This is a genomic window from Arthrobacter sp. FX8 (assembly GCF_026723805.1).
Lineage (GTDB): Bacteria > Actinomycetota > Actinomycetes > Actinomycetales > Micrococcaceae > Arthrobacter.
Genome location: NZ_CP113505.1, coordinates 2,062,294 through 2,083,641 on the forward strand (window position 1 = coordinate 2,062,294; position 21,348 = coordinate 2,083,641).

Below are 21,348 nucleotides of genomic sequence, written 5' to 3' on the forward strand. Positions count from 1 at the left end.
GCCAGCCTTCCCCGCGTCCTACCTGCCGGGCACGAACTCCCCGTACCCGGCGGCCCGGAGGCCGTCGCGCAGTTTCTCCGCGTTGGCGTCGAGGACTGCGGGGTCCGGGTTCTGGTCCGCCGATCCGAAGTCGAAGTCGGCCATGCTTTGCGATGGCCACACGTGGACGTGCAGGTGGTTGATTTCGTAGCCCGCCACGATAAGGCCCGCCCGGCGTGCCCCGAAAATGTCCACCTGGACGGCACCGATGCGCCGTGCCACTTCCATGACCTTGGCCAGTGTTTCCGGCGACGCGTCCGTCCAGCGGTCCACTTCTTCGGTGGGAACCACCAGCGTGTGGCCGTCCGCGAGCGGGCCGGTGGTCAGGAACGCCGAAACGTCGTCCTCCCGCCACACAAACCGGCCGGGGATCTCACCCTTGATGATCTTCGTGAACAGTGTGCTCATGCGTCTGTCTCCTCAGCGGCTGCCTGCAGCGTGCCGGTATCCAGCACGAACCGGTACTTAACGTCTCCTGCGACCATCCGGTCGTAAGCTTCATTCAGCTGGGCAGCGGTCACCATCTCAATGTCGGCCACCACGCCGTGTTCAGCGCAGAAATCCAGCATCTCCTGGGTCTCGGCAATCCCGCCGATCAAGGACCCTGCATAGGCGATCCGGCGCCGGATCAGAGCACCCGGGTTGACCGGCGGCATCGCCTCGGAGGGCAGTCCCAGCTGGAACAATGCCCCGTCCACGCGCAGGGTGCGGAAGAAGGGGTTCAGGTCGTGCGGGGCGGCAACGGTATCGATGATGAGGTCCACCGTGCGGTCCGCGGCCGCCATCGCCTCCCCGTCCCGGGACAGGACAACCTCGTCCGCGCCAAGCTCCAGCGCGGCCGCCACCTTGGACTCTGACGTGGTGAATACCACCACCTTCGCCCCCATCGCCTTTGCAAGCTTGACGGCCATGTGGCCGAGCCCGCCCAGCCCGACGACGCCCACCACGTCCCCTTCCCCGACGTCGAAGTGCCGCAACGGGGAGAACGTGGTGACGCCGGCGCACAGCAGGGGCGCGACGGCGGCCGGGTCCAGCGACGCCGGGACACGCAGGACGTACCGGCGGTCCACCACGATGGACGAGGAATACCCGCCCTGGGTGATTGCGTCACCGTTCCGCCGGTCCTTGGCACCGTAAGTGCCGGTCATCCCGTTTTCGCAGTACTGCTCAAGGCCGTCAAGGCAACTGTCGCACTCGCGGCAGGAGTCCACCATGCAGCCCACGCCCACCCGGTCGCCTATGGCGAAGTCGGTAACGTCCGCGCCGATCCTGCTGACGGTTCCCACGATTTCGTGGCCGGGAACCAGGGGGTACGCCTGGCCGCCCCATTCTCCGCGGGTTGCGTGCACGTCGGAGTGGCAGAGCCCGCAGAACTCGATGGCGATCTCCACGTCGTCCGGCTTGGGCGCGCGCCGGGCCACGGTCAGCGGCACCAGTCCGCTCTCCCGGGAGACCGCACCCCAGGCGCCGGCAAGCGACCCGGCTTCAGCGGCGGGGGCAGCATCAGATACGGGATCCAGAGGGTTGGAGGGGTCGTTGGGTTGGGCTGGATCTATGGGTTTTGCTAGGGGCGGTGGTACCGGGCGTCCTGGTGTCATAGTGCGACGCTACCCCCGCCGCCTGCGGAGTTTCCAGCCGGCCTTCCGCCCTCCCGGGCCTCCGTTCCGCCGCCCCCGGGTTCCGGACCCACGGCCACCGGCAGCCCGGGCCGGTTGGACCACTCCGAAAAGGAGCCTGGGTACAGGGCTGCCGGAAACCCGGCGAGTTCCAGTGCAGCCACCTCGTGGGCGGCCGTGACGCCGGACCCGCAATAGACGGCCACCGGGAGGCCTGCCACCACGCCAAGGGATTCAAACCTCCGCCGCAGCTCTTCCCGCGGCAGGAACCGCCCGGCGTCGTCCACGTTCCCGGTGGTGGGGGCGCTCACCGCTCCCGGAATGTGTCCGGCACGGGGATCAACCGGTTCGACCTCGCCCCGGTACCTCTCCCCTGCCCTGGCATCGAACAGCAGCCCATCCCTCGGCCAGGCTGCGGCAGCACCGGCGTCGACCACTGGCATCTGCCCGCTGCCCAGCTCCACGTCGCCGCGCGCGGGATGGACCGGGCCCGGTTCGAGGGGCAGGCCGGCGGCACGCCAGGCGGCCAGGCCGCCGTCGAGCAGGTACACCTCATTGAGGCCGGCATCGCGGAGCATCCACCACACCCTTGCGGCCGCCATGTTCGCGCTGTCATCGTAGGCGACCACGACGTCGCCCTTCCTGACGCCCCAGCGCCGGGCCGACTCCTGGAACTGTCCGGAGGAGGGCAGGGGGTGCCGTCCCCGGTCCGGAACCGCCGGGTCGGACAGCTCGGAGGCCAGGTCCACGAAGACGGCACCCGGCAGGTGCCCTGCGAGATAGTGTTCGTGGCCGTGCGGATCGCCCAGGACCCAGCGCACGTCCAGCAGCACCGTCCGGCGCCCGGCGCCGAGCCTGGCCTGGAGGGCGGCAACGTCCATCAACGGTTTCATCGGTGCTCCTTCTGCAGCGTGCTGACGGCGGACGCGGGATATTCTGCCTGGACGGCCGCCGGTCCCACTCTAGACGGGGAGTTCCCGGCCCGCGGGTAGGCTGGACAGGTGACGATCGAGGGCAGCACCGGCAGGAACGATGGCGGAACGGACCGGGACTGGGCCGACCAGGCCATCCGCACCATCACCGCCGAAAACAACCGTTCCGCGGACACGCACCTGTACTCCGTGCCGCTGCCGGAACAGTGGGGCATCCAGCTGTACCTCAAGGACGAGTCCACGCACCGCTCCGGCAGCCTGAAGCACCGGCTGGCCAGGTCCCTGTTCCTGTTCGGGCTGGTCAACGGCTGGATCCGGGCGGACACCACCATCGTGGAGGCCTCAAGCGGCAGCACCGCGGTCTCGGAGGCCTACTTCGCCCAGTTGCTGGGTTTGCCCTTTGTCGCCGTGATGGCCCGCACCACCAGCCCGGAAAAGATCGCGCTGATCGAAAAGTTCGGCGGCTCCTGCCTGCTGGTGGAGAACGCCACGGATGTGTATTCGACAGCCGAAGAAGTAGCCGCCACCTGCAACGGGCATTACATGGACCAGTTCACGTTCGCGGAGCGGGCCACCGACTGGCGCGGGAACAACAACATCGCCGAATCGATCTTCGGGCAGCTCAGCCTGGAGCCGCATCCGGTGCCGGAGTGGATCGTGGTTGGCGCCGGTACGGGCGGAACCAGCGCCACGATCGGCCGGTATCTGCGCTACCACAGCCATCCCACACGGTTGCTGGTGGTGGACCCGGAGAACTCGGCCTTCTATCCAGGCTGGCTGGGGGAAGCAGCCGGACGGCCCACCGGCCTGCCCTCGCGCATCGAAGGCATTGGCCGGGCCCGGATGGAGCCGAGCTTCATCCCTACGGTGATCGACCGGATGGTCCAGGTGCCGGATGCCGCCTCGGTGGCAGCAATGCGGCACCTGAACTCATTCGCCGGCCTGCATGCAGGTCCCTCCACCGGAACCAACCTGTGGGGAGTCTGGCAGACGGTGGCCCAGATGCTGTCCGAGGGCCGCAAGGGCAGCATCGTGTCGTTGATGTGCGACGGCGGCGAACGGTATGCGGGCAACTACTGGAACCAGGACTGGCTGGCTTCCCAGGGGCTGGATCCGGCGCCCTACGAGGCCGTGATTTCGCGCTTCCTGGACACCGGGGAGTGGACCGGCGCGCCGGCCTAAACCTCCACGGACTCGCGGGCGGCCAGGTGCCTGTATTCGGTGCCGTACTTGGCGCCGATCCGCTTGACATGGCCTTCAACGATGCCCAGGCCGTTGTCGTTGAGCAGGCCGTCATGGATCTGGAAGGCGCGCGGCGCCCGCACACCGATGACGAAGTCAACAACCTCGGCGGACTTGCTCCACGGCGCGTGCAGCGGGACCAGGAGCGTCTGGACCTGGATTCCGTCCGGGATGATGAACGAGTCCCCCGGGTGGTACACGTTTCCGTCCACCAGGAAACCGATGTTGGCAACCACCGGGATCTGCGGGTGTATCAGGGCGTGCTGGCCGCCAAAGCTGCGGATGTCGAAGCCGGCGGCCTGGAAGGATTGGCCGGGTTCCACCGTATGGATGCGGTCTGCCGCGGCGGCGGCTTCCCGGCGCAGTTGCCCGGCCACGCCCCCGGGGGCATACAGCGCCAGGCCCGGGTCTCCTTCGAGTGCGGCCACCACGGCCTTGGTGTCAAGATGGTCTGCGTGTTCGTGGGTTACCAGGACTGCCTGCGCCCCTGACAGCGCCTCGGCTGATTCGGAGAAGGTGCCGGGGTCCAGGACCAGGATGCGGCCTTCCTTCTCGAGCCGGATACAGGCGTGGGTGTACTTGGTCAGCTTCATAGCGCCAGCCTAGGGTCCGCCCCGGAAGCCTGTCCACGGACCCTGGCCTCCACTCCGGCCCATGAAGCTCCGGCTGGTAATCTTGGTGTTTGCCCCCCACGGAAGCGAGTTCGTCCATGCCGATCGGCGTCAAGGCTGATTCCACCGCCCCATCCCCGGCAGGAGGCGGCAGGGAACAGCGCGTTACCAAGCAGCGCAAGGCCGTCAGTGCGGCCCTGGACCACCTGGACGACTTCGTCAGCACGCAGGAGCTGTACCGCATCCTGCAGAACCAGGGCGTGTCCGTGTCATTGGCCACTGCCTACCGGATCCTGCAGTCACTGGCCGATGAGGGATTGGTGGATGTGCTGCGCAATGGCGACGGCGAGGCCGTGTACCGGCGCTGTGCGGTGACCGCGCATCACCACCACCTGCTGTGCAGGAACTGCGGAAAGGCGGTGGAGGTGGAGGCACCCGCCGTCGAAACGTGGGCGGTGCGCACGGCCGCCGAGCATGGGTTCACCGAGGTGGACCATACCGTGGAGATTTTCGGCCTGTGCCCTGACTGCACCGCCCTTAAGGCTGCCGGGAAGCTGTAAGGACCCGCCCGTTGATGCCGCGCGCGGCGCGCACGGAGCTGATGGCGCGGCACGCCACGTAGATCAGGAACGACAACGTGGTGACGTAGGGGCTGATGGGGATCCGTCCGCCCAGTGCCAGCAGGATTCCGCCCACCGTTGCGGTGACAGCAAAAACGACGCTCAGGACCACCGCCGCAACCGGCGACGACGTGACCCGCAGTGCCGCGGCCGCCGGCGTAATCAGCAGCGCAAGCACCAGCAGGGCGCCGACCACCTGGATGGACAAGGCGACACTGACGCCCAGGAGGACCATGAAGACGAGGGCCAGCGTGCGGACCGGGACTCCCCGCGCCTCGGCGAGTTCGGGATCCACGCTGGCGAAGGTGAGCGGCCGCCAGATGGCCACCAGCACCAGCATCACCACAACGGCGGTCCCGGCGAGGGCCTGGAGCTGGACGGTGTCCACGGAAACGATTTGCCCGGTGAGGAGCCCGAACTTGTTTGCGGCCCGGCCCTGGTACAGGGACAGGAACAGGATTCCGAGTCCCAGGCCGAACGGCATGATCACGCCGATGGTTGAGTTCTTGTCCCTGGCCCGGACACCCATCAGGCCCAGCAGCAGCGCTGCCGCCACCGATCCTATGAGCGAGCCAAAAACCACGTCCGCACCGACCAGCAGGGCGAAGGCGGCGCCGGCGAAGGAAAGTTCGGAGATGCCGTGGACCGCGAAAGCGAGGTCCCGCTTCATGACGAACGTGCCCACGAGGCCGCCAAGGAGCCCCAGGATGGCGCCCGCCCAAATTGAGTTCTGGACCAGGACCAGCAGTTCGCCGTAGTTGTCGAAGTTGAAGATGGCACCGAGGATGCTGTCGGCGTCCATTACGCTGCCTCCCCTGCCAGGGCGTCAGCCTCGGCGTGGTGGTGGGTGGTGGCATCGGGCAGGCCAACGACGACGATCCGGCCGTTGGCGTGGATCACCTCCACCTGGGTGCCGTAGAGGTCGGAGAGCACTTCCGTGGTCATGACCTCTTCCGGCGTCCCCACCCGGAACCGTCCCCCTGCCAGGTACAGGACCCGGTCCACGTAGTCGATGATGGGGTTGATTTCGTGGGTAACGAAGACAACGGCGCTGTTGTGTTCGCGGCTTTGTTTGTTGATCAGGGTGCTGACTGCCTGCTGGTGGTGCAGGTCAAGGGACAACAGCGGCTCATCGCAGAGCAGGACCTGCGGATCAGTTGCCAGTGCCTGCGCCACGCGGAGCCGCTGTTGCTCCCCGCCGGAGAGCTGGCCAACGGGGACCTTGGCGTAGTCGGAGGCGCCCACCAGTTCCAGGAGCTGGTCCACCCTGCGGTTTGTCTTGCCGGCCGACAACCGGATGCCCCACCGGTGCCCGTCGACTCCCAGGGCCACCAGATCGCGGGCACGCAGGGGCGTGTCCTGCGGAAACGACTTCTGTTGTGGAATGTAGCCGATCAGGTTGCTGCCGCGTTCCACGGGCCGGCCGCCCAGGAACGCTTGTCCGGAGTGCAGCTTCTGCAGGCCCAGGAGGACCTTCAGGAAACTGGTTTTGCCGCTGCCGTTGGGACCCAGCACGGCGAAGAACTCACCGGGCCTGATGTCCAGGTCCAGATCCTCCCAAAGCGTGCGCTGACCGAACCTGAGGCACGCCCCGCTGAGGCTGACGACGGATTTCACCTGTTTGACTCCAGAATTTTGCTGACGTTGTTCACATTGTCCGTCATCCACTGCACGTAGGTCTTTCCCTCAGGCAGGGTTTCGGTGAAGTCCACCACCGGAACCCCTGCGGCTTCAGCAGCCTTCTTCAGCGCTTCCGTCTGCGGGCCCTCGGTCTGCGCGTTGTAGGCCAGCAGCCGCACTGTCCCGGAAGCCACCAGGTCTGTGGCCTCCTGCATGGCGGCGGGCGGGACGTCAGTGCCCTCCTCGATCGCGGCAGTGTAGGCCTCAGGTGTGGCGTTCTTCAGGCCCGCATCTTCGAGCAGGTAGAGGGGAACGGGTTCGGTGACCGCAACCTGTCCTCCGGCCGCCGCGCCTTTCCGGGCCTCCAGCTTGCCGTGCAGGTCTGAGAGGGAGGCCTTGAAGGCACCGGCGTTGGCTGTGAACGTGGCGGCAGAACCGGGATCCAGCATGCCGAGCTTCGCCGCAACACTGTCGGCCATCCGCTCCATGGCCGGCAGGCTGTACCAGACGTGTTCGTTGAAGTTGCCGTGATCGTGCCCGCCAGAGCCTTCGGCGGCCGGCCCGGTCGAGGCGGAAGCCTCCTCCTCCGGGTGGGCAAGGCCGGAGACTTCGACGGCGGTCAGCACCGAACCGCCGTCGAGCTTGCTGCTCTCCACCAGGGTATGAAGGAAGTCGTCGTAGCCGCCGCCGTTTTCGATGACCAGCTGCGCCTTCGAAACAGTGAGGCGGTCCTGGGCGGTCGCTTCATAGGAATGCGGATCCTGGCCGGCGTTGTTGATGATCGCGGTCACGCTGACCTTATCCCCACCGATGCTCCTGGCAATGTCGCCGTACACATTCGTCGAGGCCACGACGTTGATCCCCTGCGTGGAAGCGGGCGCCCCGGACTGCTGCGGGCTGCACGCACTGAGCAGAAGGCCAAGGCCCGTCAGGGCGGCAAGGAAAGAGCTGGCAGCGGCGGTACGGCGCACGGAAAACCTCAGTTCACGCAGATGGGGAGGACGACAGTGCAAGCCTATACCTAAATGCGAATGATTCCTATTTAGGTCAATTTCCGTTCGGCTGGCCCAACCGGCGGATTCCGGTGGCCTGCGTCGCGTCCCGGATTTCACCGACGAGCTGTTCGATGACGTCCTCAAGGAAGAGCACACCCCGCGTCTTGCCGTCCGGGCCGATCACGCGTGCAAGGTGGGATCCCGTGCGCTGCATGACGGACATGGCTTTTTCGATCTCGTCCCCCAGCGCCAGGTTGGCCAGCGAGCGGATACGGCTCTCGGCAATCGGCAGTTCGTAGGCGGACTCCGGAATGGACAGCACATCCTTCACGTGGAGGTAGCCGTAGAGCATGTCGTCGTCATCAAGCATGGGAAACCGGGAGAATCCCGTACGGCTGACGGCCTTTTCAAACTCCACCGGAGTGGTGGAAGCCCCCAGCATGACCAGCTTCCCGAGCGGCACCATGATGTCCTCCGCCGTGTGCTCCGAGAACTCCAGGGCACCGGTAATGAGCCCGGCGTCGTCGTCCACCAGGCCGTGGCGGGTGGACTCCTGGACGATCGACTGCACCTCCTCCAGCGTGAAGGAGGACGTCACCTCATCCTTGGGCTCGATCCGCATCAGCTTAAGGATGTAGTTGGCGGACCAGTTGAGGACTGAAATCACCGGATGGACCAGCCGCGAGATGAACAGCAGCGGCGGGGCCAGGAGCAGCGCGGCCTTGTCCGCCACGGACACCGAGATGTTCTTGGGCACCATCTCGCCGAATGTGACGTGGAGGAAGGTCACCAGCATCAGGGCCACGGCGAAGGCCGCAACGTCCGCAGCTTCCGCCGGCAGGCCCACCGTCTCGATGGGGACGGCAAGCAGGTGGTGGATTGCCGGCTCGGCCACCAGCAGGATCAGCAGGGAGCAGACGGTGATGCCAAGCTGCGCGCAGGCCAGCATCAAGGACACGTTCTCCATGGCGCGCAGGGTTGTCTGGGCGCGCTTGGATCCGGTGTCGGCCAAGGGCTCAATCTGGCTGCGGCGCGCGGACATGATGGCGAACTCAGCCGCCACGAAAAAGGCATTGCCCAGCAGGAGCAAGCCCAGCCAGAGGATGCCCGCCCAGTCGCTCATGGCTTGCTCCTGTCATTGGCGTCCTGTGCAGCCGGTTGATCCACCGGGTGGAAGCAGATGCGGTCGATTCTCCGGCCGTCCATCCTGGTAACGCTGAGCGTTCCGCCGCCCACCGGGACGGAGTCCCCCACCACGGCGATCCGGCCGAGTTTGCTCATGACGTAGCCGCCCACGGTCTCGTAGGCCGCTTCGTCCGGAACACTCAGCCCCGGGATCTGTTCGGACAACTCGTCCGGACGGAGGAGCCCGGGAAAGTACCAGTCGCCGGAGGCGCTTTGCAGTAGCCCCGGACGGACCTTGTCGTGCTCGTCCGCCACCTCGCCCACGATTTCCTCCACCAGGTCCTCAAGGGTGGCGATGCCTGCCGTACCCCCGTATTCATCAAGCACGACGGCCAGCTGGAGGTTTCCTCGCGGAGCTCGGCCAGGAGTGCATCAAGGTGGATGGTCTCGGGCACCCGCAGTACCTCGGTCATGATGGCGCCCGCTTCAAGGTTGCGGCGCCGGTCCCACGGAACAGCCACGGCCTTCTTGACGTGCACCAGTCCACGGATGTCGTCGGCGGACTCGCCAATAACAGGGAACCGGGAGTACCCGGTCCTGCGTGCTGCGTCCACCACGTCGGAGACCGGCTGGTCGGCGTCGATTGTCTCGAGCCGGATGCGCGGCGTCATGACGTCCGCGGCCGTCCGCGTTGAGAAATTCAGGGTGCGGGCGATGAAGTTGGCAGTCCCGGCGTCGAGCGTTCCCATCGCAGCCGACCTGCGGACCAGCGAGGCAAGCTCCGCCGGAGTCCGCGCGCCGGAAATTTCTTCCTTGGCTTCCAGCCCGAAAACGTTCAGGACCTTGTTGGAAAAGCCGTTCAGGACAAGGATGGCCGGTTTGAAGATCGCCGTGAAGATCAGCTGCGGCCGGGCCAGCGCCCGGCCCACGGGAAACGACAGCGCGATCGCCATGTTCTTGGGCACCAGTTCACCCAGGAGCATGGACAGCAGCGTAGCCAGCACCATGGCGAGGATGAGGGAGATGGACTGCACGGCCACGGCGGGAAGTCCGACGGCGGCCAGCGGCGCCTCGAGGAGGTGGCCAACCGAGGGTTCCATGACGTAGCCGGTGAGCAGCGTGGTCAGGGTGATGCCGAGTTGGCAGCTGGACAGCTGGGTTGACAGCGATTTGAGGCAGGTGAGCAACGGCACAGCGCCGCTGTCCCCGTCGTCAATGGCGCGCTGGACGGTGGATTGGTCCAAAGCGATGAGGGAAAACTCGACGGCCACAAAGAATCCGGTGCCGGCGATCAGCAGCAGGCCTGCTGCCAGGAGGAGCCACTCCATTCAGCATCCCGCCTGGAGCGGCAGGACCGCCGGGAGCGCAGCCCACCGGAAAAGGGAGGAGCTGCTTCGGCCCGGCGGAGGATGGTCGGCGGATCCCGAGGACTGGTCCGCACGGGATGCGGCAAGCTGGGCCGCTGGCTGGTGATGGGCGCGTTGTCGGGGTTTGCCGGCTCTGGGGGCGGACTGTGCGGCGCTCCTCGTGGAGCTCCGCTGACAGTGCCCAGGCCGGCACCTAGATTTACTGTCCATAAGAATTTCAGTCTACAGGAGCGGCCCCGGCCGGATGCGCGGCAGTCCGCCGCCGGGGCGGCCCGGCCTGCGGCCGCCCCAGCACTTTGCGGGGCTTCCCGGCGACCCTTGGCGCTCCAGGAGCCGGGCGTATCAGATGGCAATTCAGATGCAATTTTGGGCTCACATTCAGCCCCGTGTTCGTCACTTCATGATTTGGGTCACCCTTATTGGCAGTTAACACAAGATGCTCACTAGACTTGCTAAGGGTCTGGGTTCAGAGGACGCAGAGACTGGTTCGATCGCAGTGCTGAAGCACCGGGGGGCCAAAGAGAAATCAAACTCATGGAAGAGGCGTATTTCAAGTGCCAGAGCAGCCAAGCCACCGTCTACCAGAGGAATTTGGCGGGAACGAGTGGCTCGTTGACGAACTGTACGAGCAGTACCAACAGGACAAGAACGCCGTGGACGCCAAGTGGTGGCCGCTGTTTGAATCTTTCGACTCGGGTAACGGTTCTTCCAACAATGGAAATTCCGCGCACGCTGCCAATCCTCCTACGCGCGAGCTGCCCGTGGTGAAGACGGCACCCGCTGCTTCGGCACCGTCGCCGGCCGCAGCCCCTGCCGCTCCCCCGGCGGCACCCGCCGCCGCCCCGGCCGCCGCTCCTGCAGCAGCCCCTGCGCCGGTCAAGAAGGCCCCCGCCACGGAGGCACGCGACGGCGGCAAGAAGACCGAAGCAGGCACCGGCTCGCAGCCCATTCCGGCGCAGCTGCCCAAGAACGTCAAGGCCCCCACCGCGCCGGAGGAGGACGTCGTCTCCGTCCTCCGCGGACCTGCCAAGGCCATCGCCACCAACATGGTCACCAGCCTTGAGGTGCCCACGGCCACCAGCGTCCGGGCGATTCCGGCCAAGCTGCTCATCGACAACCGCGTGGTCATCAACTCGAACCTGGCCCGCGCCCGCGGCGGCAAGGTCTCCTTCACGCACCTCATTGGCTACGCAGTCATCCGGGCCCTTTCCCAGTTCCCGTCGATGAACGTGTACTACGACGAGGTGGACGGCAAGCCCGTTGCGGTCCAGCCGGCCCACGTCAACTTCGGCATCGCCATCGACATGCCCAAGCCCGACGGCACCCGCCTGCTCATGGTCCCGAACATCAAGAAGGCCGAGACCCTCAACTTCGCCGAGTTCTGGCACACGTACGAGGACCTCATCAAGCGCGCCCGCAACGGCAAGCTCACCGCCGAGGACCATCAGGGCACCACTGTCTCCCTGACCAACCCCGGCGGCATCGGCACCGTGCACTCAGTGCCGCGCCTTTCCAAGGGCCAGGCGGCCATCATCGGCGTCGGCGCCCTTGACTACCCGGCCGAATTCCAGGGTGCCAGCGAAAAGATCATCGCCCACAACGCCATCAGCAAGGTCCTCACCCTGACCTCGACGTATGACCACCGCGTCATCCAGGGCGCCGGCAGCGGCGAGTTCCTCAAGCTGGTGCACCAGCTGCTGCTGGGCGCACAGAACTTCTACGACGAGATCTTCGAAGCCCTCCGCATCCCCTACGAGCCTGTCCGCTGGAGTGCGGACCTGCAGGTGGATCCGGCTGACGAGATCAACAAGGTTGCCAGGATCCAGCAGCTGATCCACTCCTTCCGCGTACGCGGCCACCTCATGGCGGATACCGATCCGCTGGAGTACGTGCAGCGCAAGCACCCGGACCTCGACGTCCTCACCTACGGCCTGACCCTCTGGGACCTGGACCGCGAATGGCCCACGGGCGGCTTCGGCGGCAAGCCGATGCTGAAGTTCCGCGACATCCTCGGAGTCCTGCGGGATGCCTACTGCCGCACCACCGGCATCGAATACATGCACATCCAGGAGCCTGCCGAGCGCAAGTGGTTCCAGGACCAGCTGGAACACCCCTACTCCAAGCCCAGCCGGGAAGAGCAGCTGCGGATCGTCTCCAAGCTGAACGCGGCCGAGGCCTTCGAAACCTTCCTGCAGACCAAGTTCGTGGGGCAGAAGCGCTTCTCGCTGGAAGGCGGCGAGTCCCTGATTCCGTTGCTGGACGCAATTATGTCCGATGCAGCCGATGACGGCCTGGACGAGGTTGCCATCGGCATGGCCCACCGCGGCCGCCTCAACGTCCTGACGAACATCGCCGGCAAGACCTACGCACAGGTGTTCCGCGAATTCGAAGGCACGCAGGATCCGCGCTCCGTCCAGGGCTCCGGCGACGTCAAGTACCACCTGGGCACCGAAGGTACCTTCACCTCGGACACCGGCAAGGAGACCAAGGTCTACCTCGCCGCCAACCCGTCCCACCTGGAAGCCGTGGACTCCGTCCTCGAGGGCATTGTCAGGGCCAAGCAGGACCGCCTTGACCAGGGCGAGTCGTTCCCCGTCCTGCCCATCATGGTCCACGGCGACGCTGCCTTCGCCGGCCAGGGCGTGGTTGCGGAAACGCTCAACCTGTCCCAGCTGCGCGGTTACCGCACCGGTGGAACCATCCACATCGTGGTCAACAACCAGGTCGGCTTCACCACCGCCCCGTCGTCGTCGCGCTCATCCACGTACTCCACGGACGTTGCCAAGATGATCCAGGCACCGGTCTTCCACGTGAACGGCGACGACCCCGAGGCTGTGGTCCGCATCGGCCAGCTCGCCTACGAATTCCGCCAGCGCTTCCACAAGGACGTCGTCATCGACATGGTGTGCTACCGCCGCCGGGGCCACAACGAGGGTGACGACCCCTCGATGACCCAGCCGCTGATGTACAACCTGATCGAGGCCAAGCGCTCCGTCCGCAAGTTGTACACGGAGTCGCTCATCGGCCGCGGGGACATTACCGAGGAAGAAGCCGAGCAGCTGCTCCGCGACTACCAGGAACGGCTGGAGCGGGTCTTCGCCGAGACCCACGCCGCCCAGACCTCCCCCATCCCGATCGTGACCGCGGATTCCGCTGCCGTGTCCGACATCGAGCGGCCCATGGCCCAGCAGTCCGATTCCAGCGTCAGCGCACCGGCCTCCACGGCCATCAGCGCCGACACCCTGGCCCGGATCGGCAAGGCTCACGTCGAGATCCCCGATGGCTTTACGGTCCACCCCAAGTTGAAGCAGCTGCTGGAAAAGCGCGAGCAGATGTCCCGCGAAGGCGGCATCGACTGGGGCTTCGGCGAGATCGCAGCCTTCGGCTCCCTGATCATGGAAGGCGTCCCCGTACGCCTTGCCGGCCAGGACTCCCGCCGCGGCACCTTCGTACAGCGCCACGCCGTCTTCCACGACCGTGCCAACGGCAAGGAATGGCTGCCGCTGGGCAACCTTTCCGACGACCAGGCCAAGCTGTGGATCTACGATTCACTGCTGTCCGAATACGCGGCCATGGGCTTCGAGTACGGCTACTCCGTGGAACGCCCGGACGCCCTGGTCCTCTGGGAGGCCCAGTTCGGCGACTTCGTCAACGGTGCGCAGACCATCATCGACGAATTCATCTCCTCCGCAGAGCAGAAGTGGGGCCAGCGGTCCTCGCTGGTCCTGATGCTCCCGCACGGCTACGAAGGCCAGGGCCCGGACCACTCCTCGGCGAGGATCGAGCGCTTCCTGCAGCTCTGCGCGGAAGACAACATGATTGTGGCCAACCCCACCACGGCGGCCTCGCACTTCCACTTGCTGCGGCGCCAGGCGTACAACCGGCCGCGCAAGCCGTTGATCATCTTCACGCCCAAGCAGCTGCTGCGCCTGAAGGCTGCCGCCTCGTCCGTGGAGGACTTCACCAGCGGCACCTTCCGTCCTGTCATTGGTGAGCATGAGCAGCTGCCGGCCACCGCCGTCGAACGCGTGCTTCTGGTCTCCGGCCGCCTGTACTACGATCTCCTGTCCACCCGGCAGAAGACCGGCGACAAGACCACCGCCATCATCCGCGTGGAGCAGCTCTACCCGCTGCCGCACCAGGAGATCGCGGCGGAGCTCGCCAAGTACCCCAACGCCGAAGTGGTCTGGGCACAGGATGAGCCTGCCAACCAGGGCCCCTGGCCATTCATCGGCCTGCACCTGCCCGAGGCCCTTGACCGGCGGGTCCGCCTTGTGTCCCGGCCGGCATCCGCCTCCACGGCAGCCGGCTCCATGAAGCGGCACGCTGCGGAACAGGATGTCCTCCTGAAGCAGGCATTTGCACGGAAGTAAGCAGTAAGGCTGCCCGGCCGGAGTCGAAATACCAGACTCCGGCCGGGCAGTTCTGTTTAATGGATGGACAGCGCCGCCCCGTACCCCCGCAGCCGCGGCGGCGACGATGCAGCGGCCGTACCGAAGTAAACCCGTACCGAAGTAAAGAGGAACGCGTGGAAGACAGGAAGCTGCGGATCGCAGCTGTAGGAGACGAACTGCTGGCCGGACTGGGGGATCCCCGGGCACTTGGCTGGCTGGGCCGCGTCCTGGCCCGCACTCCCCAGGACGGAATGCTCCTGGAAAGCTACGCCCTCCCCTGTCCGCAGGAAGGCACCGAGGGGCTTGCGGCACGTTGGCTGGAGGAAGCCGGCCGCCGTTTCAGCCCCCAGGCGGAGAACCGGCTGGTCATCGGCCTGTCCGGGCGGGACATTGAATTCGGTCTTTCCACCGCACGGAGCAGGCTGAACCTGGCCAATATCCTGGACTCGGCGTCACAGAACCGGATCGAGGTATTCGTCGTGGGGCCGCCTCCCACGCTGGACCCGGCCCAGAACCGGCGGCTTGACGAACTGAACACCGCCTTCGCCGATGTCACCACCCGCCGCAAGCACCTCTACGTCGACACGTTCTCGCCCCTGCTGAACCACGAACAGTGGCGCCAGGACCTTGCCGCAAACGGTGGAACGCCCGGCCAGGCAGGCTATGGCCTCATGGCATGGCTGGTGCTGCACCGCGGCTGGTTCCAGTGGCTGGGACTGGAAGCCCCCAGTAGTAGCCCGCTCGAGATATATCTTGACCCTGCCCGCCTGCGGCGATACGTTGTAGGGGCTACGCGATATATCGTCTTTTGGAGGGGACCATGGCCGAGCAAAACTGGAGTGTGACCGACCCGCAAACCATGGACGTCGACGGCGTGACGGCCCTGAAGCTGGGCATGGTCCGTGGCAGGTTCAGGATCACGGCGCACGCGGGGTCCCAGGTGCGGCTGGAGTTCGCCGACGTGCACGGCGATCCGGTAGCCGTGTCACTGAACAGCGGCAGGCTCGAAGTGCGGCACCAGCTGCACGGAGCCCAGGGCTGGTTCAAGAACCTCATGGAGACGGTCAACCACAGCAGCGACAACTCCGCGCTCATCACCATCGCTGTTCCCCAGGGTGTGGAGGTGGAGGCCGGGACCGTCAGCGGGGACGGGCTGGTTTCGGGCGTCTCTGCCCGTGTCCGGCTTAACACCGTGTCAGGTTCCGTAATGGCGGACAGTACCTCCGGCGAGCTTCAGGTCAATACCATCAGCGGCAGCGTGGAGGTCAGGAACCACCGCGGGGTACTCATGGCCAAGAGCGTCTCAGGCAGGGTTACCGCCTCCGGATACTTCACCAACGTGCGCACCAACACCGTCAGCGGGCACCTCGACGTTGAACTGCTCGATTTCACCCGGGACTTCGGCTCCAACTCGGTGTCCGGGGATCTGGCTATCAGGCTGCCGCACGACGTCGGCGTCGACATCGTGGCCAAGTCCGCCGGCGGAGCGGTGATCCTTGACGGCCGGCAGTGCCTCCTGGCCAACGGCAAAGTGGAGACCATTGCCGGGCCCGACGGCCAGCTGATGCTCGTCCGGACCAATTCGGTATCCGGCAAGACGTCCATATCCCACGCTCCTGCACCACTTGACGGCGACGGGGAAGCGCAAGGCTGATGCCGCCCGTCTTCGCACACGGTGCGTTGCGCCTCTACCTGCTGGCACTGCTGGAAAGCGGGCCCAAGCACGGGTACGAGCTCATCAAGGCGCTCAAGGAAAGGTTCGCGGGGACTTATTCGCCAAGCGCCGGAACCATCTACCCCCGGCTGGGCAAGCTCGAGGAGGATGGCCTGGTGGCCACCGAGCCGGCCGGGCGGCGCACCAACTACCGCATTACAGCCGCCGGCCTTGCCGAACTGAACCGGCGCCGCGACGATCTGGCGGGGGTCGAGAATGACATCGCCGTCTCCGTCCAACGGCTTGACGTGGAACTGATGGTGCAGAAGTTCCATGATGAGCTCTGCGCGGACCTGCGGCGGCAGGCCATGCGCCGCCCCATCAGCCCTGTGACGCTGGAAACCGTCAGGACAGCCCTCGACGACGCCCGCGCGGCCATCCGCAGCACCCTGCAGTCCTAAGGCGGCGCCTGCTGCCGCACTTCCGCAGGTCATCCGCCCCTACCCGGTTCGCGGGCCGCCACATCATGTGGGAGACTTGAGGGCAGCTCTTTTGAGTACCAACAGTAAGGAGGCCAGCTATGAGCAAGCGTGCACGCAAGCGTCGTGACCGTAAGCGTGGCGGCGCGAACCACGGGAAGCGCCCCAACACCTAGGCAAATGCCAGGAACTACGGTTCAAGCGAAGGACCCCGCAAGCCAAACGGCTTCCGGGGTCCTTTGCTGTCTGCGGCCCTGACCGGCGCAACGCGTGCCTGTTCCTAGGCCTCCACGGGACGGATGGTGTGGATCCTGTCCAGGATGGCGTTCTTCAGGTTGTCCGGCGCGGACTCCGTGCAGGAGCGCTTGACCATATTGCGGATGACGCACTCCAGGTCATACTGTTCCGTGCACTCAGGGCAGTCATCAAGGTGGTTCTTGATTTCCGTGAGGTCCTCGCGGGTCAGCGCCCCGTCAAGGTATTCGTAGATGCGTTGCATCCTGGTGTCGTCGCAATCGCCCAATCCCTGGCAGTCGCTCATTTCCTGTTCTCCTGTGCTTTGCTTCCTGCCGCATCCGAGGCATCTGCGGCCGTTTTAAATCCCCGCTCGGCGGCGTATTCCGCGAGCATGTCCCGCAACATTCGCCGGCCGCGGTGGAGCCGGGACATCACAGTGCCGATGGGCGTGTTCATGATGTCCGAGATTTCCTTGTAGGCAAAGCCCTCAACGTCGGCGAAGTAGACCGCCAGCCGGAATTCTTCGGGGATGTCCTGCAGCGCCCGCTTCACGTCCGAATCCGGAAGGTGATCCAGGGCTTCAGCCTCGGCTGAGCGCAGTCCGCTCGAGGTGTGCGACTCCGCCCGTGCCAGCTGCCAGTCCTCAATGCTGTCCGAGTTGGACTGCAGGGGCTCACGCTGCCTCTTGCGGTAGAGGTTGATGTACGTGTTGGTCAGGATCCGGTACAACCAGGCTTTCAGGTTTGTTCCCGGCTTGTACTGGTGGAAGGCCGAAAAAGCCTTGGTGTAGGCCTCCTGGACCAGATCCTCCGCGTCGGACGGGTTCCGGGCCATGCGCATGGCAGCGGAATACAGCTGGTCGACGTACTGCATGGCATCCCGCTCAAAGCGAAGGCGGCGCTCCTCCACGCTCTCCGTGGCGACGTCCAGCGTGGCATCCTCGGCATCCGCTTCTGCGGCCAATGATTCAGGGCCTGCCTGTCCGGCAGGCACAGGCGCGGTGCCGGCCCTGCCGTTTGCTTCGCCGGGGGTAGCCTCATACATGGCCGTAACGGCCGGATCCAGGGTGTTCATTGCCTTCAAGTCTACTGTCAGGCTCCCTGCCCGGGGCGTGCCGTATTCCGGCGGTTCCGAGGCCAGCTTGTCCACTGCCACCGGGCCCGCCTGCCTGGTTCCGTCCAACACCTTCCCCAAGGGCCAACTCCGCTCTGTTTCGGGTGAATGATTGTCAGGCCCCTGTTGCGGACCTGTTTGCCATAACCGCCTCCCACGGGCAAATATTCCCCAAAAGTGCAAGACTAGGACCGACTCCGCCGCTCGGCGCGGCTCGTCCATCCAGGAGGAAATCCATGTCCTTTGTCCGCACGCTCGCACGGCCCATGCTCGCCTCCAGTTTCGTTCTCGCCGGACTGGATAAGCTCAGGAACGCAGACGACACCGCTCAGCAGCTCTCACCGCTGCTGCGTAAGGCTGCAGCCTCGCTTCCCTTCCAGGCGAACGAAACCACCCTCGCACGTGTGATTGGCGGAACCCAGGTAGGGGCCGGCGTCCTGTTCGGCCTTGGCAAGTTTTCCCGGCTCTCCGCGGGCCTGTTGACGGTGATTTCGCTCCTGAACACCTTCGTTGAATGGCGCAGCGCGGATATCAGCAGCAAGGAAGGCCGCGAAAGCCGCCGGAACCAGCTGCTCAAGAACCTCTCGCTGAGCGGCGGCGCCCTGCTCGCTTCCGTGGACACCGCCGGCAAGCCCGGCCTGGCCTGGCGCGCCGAGCACCTGGCGGCCGATGCCCGTCGGAACGCCTCGCACCTGGCCGCCGACGCGCGCAGGACCACCACCAAGAAGCTGAACAAGGCGGACAAGGCCGTGCGCCGCGCCGTCGAACACGCTACGGGAGCATAAACACGAATGACCGCAGCAGTTGCCACCCGGGACGGGTCCGGAACGCCTGTCCAGCACTGGGCCGCACCCTTTGCGTCCCGGCCCGTTAACGCCACCGTGACGGTGCCCGGATCGAAGTCCCTGACCAACAGGTACCTGGTCCTGGCAGCCCTCGCGGACGGCCCGTCCCGGCTGCGGGCCCCCTGCATTCCAGGGACTCCGCACTCATGGTCGACGCACTGCGGCAGCTCGGTGCCGTCATCACCGAAGTGCCCGGGGACGGTGCCTTTGGGCCCGACCTGGAGGTGGTTCCGCTGCCGGCGGCAGCGGCCGCGTCCCACACCAGGATCGACTGCGGACTTGCCGGCACCGTCATGCGGTTCGTTCCGCCGCTGGCGGCGCTCCGCAACGGAGCCAGCGTGTTCGACGGCGATCCCCACGCCCGCAAGCGCCCCATGGGAACCATCATCGAGGCCCTCAAAGCCCTGGGCGTGGCCGTTTCCGCCGAAGACGGCAGCGCGCCGTCGTCGCTCCCTTTGTGGTGGAAGGCAACGGCGCAGTCCGCGGCGGCCATCTGGTGATCGATGCCAGCGCCTCCTCGCAGTTCGTCTCCGCCCTCCTCCTGGTGGGCGCAAGGTTCGACGACGGCCTGCACCTGGAACACGTGGGCAAGCCGGTACCCAGCCTGGACCACATCAACATGACAGTGGCCGTCCTGCGCGGTGCCGGCGTTTCAGTGGACGACTCCGTCCCCAACCACTGGGTGGTGGCGCCGGGACCCATCCGCGCCTTCGACCAGCGGATTGAACAGGACCTTTCCAACGCCGGGCCCTTCCTGGCCGCGGCCCTGGCCACGCGGGGCACCGTACGGATTCCCAACTGGCCTGATGAAACGCAGCAGGTGGGAGACCTGTGGCGCGGAATCCTGGCCAGCATGGGCGCCTCGGTCACCCTGGCTGACGGTGTCCTGACCGTCACCGGCGGCCCGGAGATCAAGGGCGGCAACTTCGCGGACACCAGTGAACTGGCTCCCACGGTCGCGGCCCTGTGTGCCCTTGCCACGGGGCCTTCCCGCCTCAGCGGCATCGCCCACCTGAGGGGACACGAGACGGACAGGCTCGCGGCCCTGGTATCGGAGATCAACCGGCTGGGCGGCGACGCCGAGGAAACCAGCGACGGCCTGGTGATCCGGCCCGCCCGGCTGCACGCCGGCGTCGTCCACAGCTACGCCGACCACCGCATGGCCACGGCCGGCGCAATCCTGGGACTCGCCGTCGAAGGCGTCCAGGTGGAGGACATCGGCACCACGGCCAAGACCATGCCGGATTTCCCGCAGCTGTGGGCCGGCATGCTGGCCCAGGGAGAAGGGTCCGCCGCCGGACCGGAAGGGCGCGGCAGTGGCGCGGAGCACTGATTCCTGGGACGAATCGGACGTTCGGATCCGTCCCAGCAAGAAGGGCTCCCGGCCGCGCACCAAAGACCGCCCCAGCCACGACGACGCCGTGACCGGACGGATCATCACGGTGGACCGCGGGCGGTACACCGCGGTAGTGGACGAGGACTCGGAGAATGAGCGCGTTGTCATTGCCGCGCGCGCCCGGGAACTTCGGCGCTCGCCCGTTGTGGCAGGCGACTTCGTCTCGCTCGTGGGGGACGTGTCCGGCGCGCCGGACACGCTGGCCCGGCTGGTGAAGATCCAGGACCGCCACACCCTCCTGCGCCGCAGCGCCGACGACACCGACCCCGTGGAGCGCGCGGTGGTGGCCAACGCCGACCAACTGGTGATCGTGGTGGCTGCCGCCAACCCGGAACCCCGCACGGGGTTCATCGACCGCGCGCTCGTGGCCGCATACGACGCCGGAATCGAACCCATCCTGCTGGTCACCAAGGCCGACGTCAAAGACCCCGCGGAACTGCTTTCCAACTACACGCACCTGGACTTCCCGGTGATCATCAGCAAGACGGCGGATGCGCAGGCGTCGGGAATCGATGCCCGGTCCGATGACGGGCTCTCGGCGCGGCTGGACAGCGCCGCAGTGGCGGCGCTGCGGGACCATCTCGATGGCAAGGTCACCGTTATGCTGGGGCACTCCGGCGTCGGCAAGTCCACCATGGTGAACGCCCTGACCGGCGCCGAGCGGGCCACCGGCGGCGTGAATGCCGTGACCGGGCGCGGCCGCCACACGTCGTCGTCGGCCCTTGCCTTGCGGTTGGCGGACGCGCCTCCCGGCAGCTGGATCATCGATACCCCCGGCATCCGTTCCTTTGGCCTGGCGCACGTGGACCCTGACCGCATCCTGCGCTCCTTCCCGGACCTCTCCCCGGCATCGAGAACTGCGAACGGGGCTGCAAGCACACCGCAACCGCAGTGAACTGCGGCCTCGACGACTGGGTGGCAGGCGGACACGCAGGTCCCACCGGCGCGGCCCGGCTGGCCTCGCTGCGGCGCCTGCTTGGTACGGACCCGAGGATGGAAGCACAGGAAACCAAGGAGCTCGGCAGCGTCAACTGACGCGTTCTCCCGGCAGAACCGTCCACAG

The 21,348-nt window shown here is 66.3% G+C and carries 17 protein-coding genes and 4 pseudogenes; 10 read left to right on the top strand and 11 right to left on the bottom strand.

What is annotated here, in order from left to right; translation table 11 throughout:
• Positions 1-18: 18 nt before the first annotated feature.
• Genes OUO20_RS09440 through OUO20_RS09450 form a run of 3 tightly spaced genes read right to left on the bottom strand, consistent with a single transcriptional unit; the run spans position 19 to position 2,548 of the window.
• Positions 19-447 (bottom strand): HIT family protein, encoded by a 429-nt coding sequence (locus OUO20_RS09440; protein ID WP_018768431.1) that lies wholly within the window; start codon positions 445-447, stop codon positions 19-21.
• Positions 444-1,637: an NAD(P)-dependent alcohol dehydrogenase gene (locus tag OUO20_RS09445; RefSeq protein ID WP_268003274.1), complete on the bottom strand. Its 1,194-nt coding sequence runs from the start codon at positions 1,635-1,637 to the stop codon at positions 444-446. Before OUO20_RS09445 ends, OUO20_RS09440 begins: the two co-directional genes overlap by 4 nt.
• Positions 1,634-2,548, bottom strand: a complete 915-nt coding sequence (locus OUO20_RS09450; RefSeq protein WP_268003275.1) for a sulfurtransferase — start codon at positions 2,546-2,548, stop codon at positions 1,634-1,636. The genes OUO20_RS09445 and OUO20_RS09450 overlap by 4 nt, the downstream gene beginning before the upstream one ends.
• Positions 2,549-2,656: 108 nt before the next feature.
• Here OUO20_RS09450 and OUO20_RS09455 point away from each other — a divergent pair, with 108 nt between their 5' ends.
• The gene (locus OUO20_RS09455) at positions 2,657-3,769 is read left to right on the top strand and encodes a PLP-dependent cysteine synthase family protein (protein ID WP_326498082.1); all 1,113 of its coding nucleotides are present in this window, start codon (positions 2,657-2,659) and stop codon (positions 3,767-3,769) included.
• Here OUO20_RS09455 and OUO20_RS09460 read toward each other — a convergent pair.
• Positions 3,766-4,422: an MBL fold metallo-hydrolase gene (locus OUO20_RS09460; protein WP_134163834.1), complete on the bottom strand. Its 657-nt coding sequence runs from the start codon at positions 4,420-4,422 to the stop codon at positions 3,766-3,768. The two genes, OUO20_RS09455 and OUO20_RS09460, sit on opposite strands and share 4 nt — an antisense overlap.
• A 116-nt stretch (positions 4,423-4,538) precedes the next feature.
• On the opposite strand from OUO20_RS09460, the gene OUO20_RS09465 reads away from it, so the two are divergent.
• The gene (locus OUO20_RS09465; RefSeq protein ID WP_268003414.1) at positions 4,539-5,000 is read left to right on the top strand and encodes a Fur family transcriptional regulator; all 462 of its coding nucleotides are present in this window, start codon (positions 4,539-4,541) and stop codon (positions 4,998-5,000) included.
• On the opposite strand, the gene OUO20_RS09470 is transcribed toward OUO20_RS09465, so the two are convergent.
• The 5 genes and pseudogenes from OUO20_RS09470 to OUO20_RS09490 form a co-directional block, all read right to left on the bottom strand.
• Entirely contained in the window at positions 4,978-5,862 is an 885-nt protein-coding gene (locus OUO20_RS09470; RefSeq protein WP_056388024.1) for a metal ABC transporter permease, read from the bottom strand. The two genes, OUO20_RS09465 and OUO20_RS09470, sit on opposite strands and share 23 nt — an antisense overlap.
• A complete protein-coding gene (locus OUO20_RS09475) occupies positions 5,862-6,677 on the bottom strand; it encodes a metal ABC transporter ATP-binding protein (RefSeq protein WP_268003276.1) in 816 nt (271 codons plus the stop codon). Before OUO20_RS09475 ends, OUO20_RS09470 begins: the two co-directional genes overlap by 1 nt.
• Positions 6,674-7,651, bottom strand: a complete 978-nt coding sequence (locus OUO20_RS09480) for a metal ABC transporter solute-binding protein, Zn/Mn family (RefSeq protein WP_268003277.1) — start codon at positions 7,649-7,651, stop codon at positions 6,674-6,676. The genes OUO20_RS09475 and OUO20_RS09480 overlap by 4 nt, the downstream gene beginning before the upstream one ends.
• A gap of 76 nt (positions 7,652-7,727) precedes the next feature.
• Positions 7,728-8,798, bottom strand: coding sequence for a hemolysin family protein (locus OUO20_RS09485; protein ID WP_018768440.1), 1,071 nt, complete (start codon positions 8,796-8,798; stop codon positions 7,728-7,730).
• Positions 8,795-10,128, bottom strand: a pseudogene (locus tag OUO20_RS09490) (hemolysin family protein). Before OUO20_RS09490 ends, OUO20_RS09485 begins: the two are co-directional and overlap by 4 nt.
• 593 nt (positions 10,129-10,721) lie before the next feature.
• On the opposite strand from OUO20_RS09490, the gene OUO20_RS09495 reads away from it, so the two are divergent.
• The 5 genes and pseudogenes from OUO20_RS09495 to OUO20_RS21685 all read left to right on the top strand — a co-directional run bounded on the left by OUO20_RS09495 (position 10,722) and on the right by OUO20_RS21685 (position 16,870).
• Complete coding sequence (locus OUO20_RS09495) at positions 10,722-14,540, top strand: multifunctional oxoglutarate decarboxylase/oxoglutarate dehydrogenase thiamine pyrophosphate-binding subunit/dihydrolipoyllysine-residue succinyltransferase subunit (RefSeq protein WP_268003278.1); 3,819 nt, start codon at positions 10,722-10,724, stop codon at positions 14,538-14,540.
• A gap of 155 nt (positions 14,541-14,695) precedes the next feature.
• Positions 14,696-15,289 (top strand): annotated as a pseudogene (locus tag OUO20_RS09500) (GDSL-type esterase/lipase family protein); the annotation flags it as partial.
• A 92-nt stretch (positions 15,290-15,381) separates the two neighbouring features.
• The gene (locus tag OUO20_RS09505; protein ID WP_268003279.1) at positions 15,382-16,215 is read left to right on the top strand and encodes a DUF4097 family beta strand repeat-containing protein; all 834 of its coding nucleotides are present in this window, start codon (positions 15,382-15,384) and stop codon (positions 16,213-16,215) included.
• On the top strand, positions 16,215-16,676 hold the full coding sequence (locus OUO20_RS09510) for a PadR family transcriptional regulator (protein WP_018768445.1): 462 nt from the start codon (positions 16,215-16,217) through the stop codon (positions 16,674-16,676). Before OUO20_RS09505 ends, OUO20_RS09510 begins: the two co-directional genes overlap by 1 nt.
• 119 nt (positions 16,677-16,795) lie before the next feature.
• Positions 16,796-16,870, top strand: a complete 75-nt coding sequence (locus OUO20_RS21685; protein WP_369299106.1) for a 50S ribosomal protein bL37 — start codon at positions 16,796-16,798, stop codon at positions 16,868-16,870.
• 104 nt (positions 16,871-16,974) lie between these two features.
• Here the strand turns inward: OUO20_RS21685 and rsrA are convergent, their stop codons facing one another.
• The gene (gene rsrA / locus OUO20_RS09515; RefSeq protein ID WP_018768446.1) at positions 16,975-17,235 is read right to left on the bottom strand and encodes a mycothiol system anti-sigma-R factor; all 261 of its coding nucleotides are present in this window, start codon (positions 17,233-17,235) and stop codon (positions 16,975-16,977) included.
• Positions 17,232-18,005: a sigma-70 family RNA polymerase sigma factor gene (locus tag OUO20_RS09520; protein ID WP_268003280.1), complete on the bottom strand. Its 774-nt coding sequence runs from the start codon at positions 18,003-18,005 to the stop codon at positions 17,232-17,234. The genes rsrA and OUO20_RS09520 overlap by 4 nt, the downstream gene beginning before the upstream one ends.
• Positions 18,006-18,280: 275 nt before the next feature.
• Between OUO20_RS09520 and OUO20_RS09525 the strand changes: the two genes are divergently transcribed.
• From OUO20_RS09525 to rsgA, 3 genes and pseudogenes are all read left to right on the top strand, one after another.
• Positions 18,281-18,829, top strand: a complete 549-nt coding sequence (locus tag OUO20_RS09525) for a DoxX family protein (RefSeq protein ID WP_018768448.1) — start codon at positions 18,281-18,283, stop codon at positions 18,827-18,829.
• A 6-nt stretch (positions 18,830-18,835) separates the two neighbouring features.
• Positions 18,836-20,222 (top strand): annotated as a pseudogene (gene aroA / locus OUO20_RS09530) (3-phosphoshikimate 1-carboxyvinyltransferase).
• Positions 20,206-21,320, top strand: a pseudogene (rsgA, locus tag OUO20_RS09535) (ribosome small subunit-dependent GTPase A). Before aroA ends, rsgA begins: the two co-directional pseudogenes overlap by 17 nt.
• Positions 21,321-21,348: the final 28 nt, after the last annotated feature.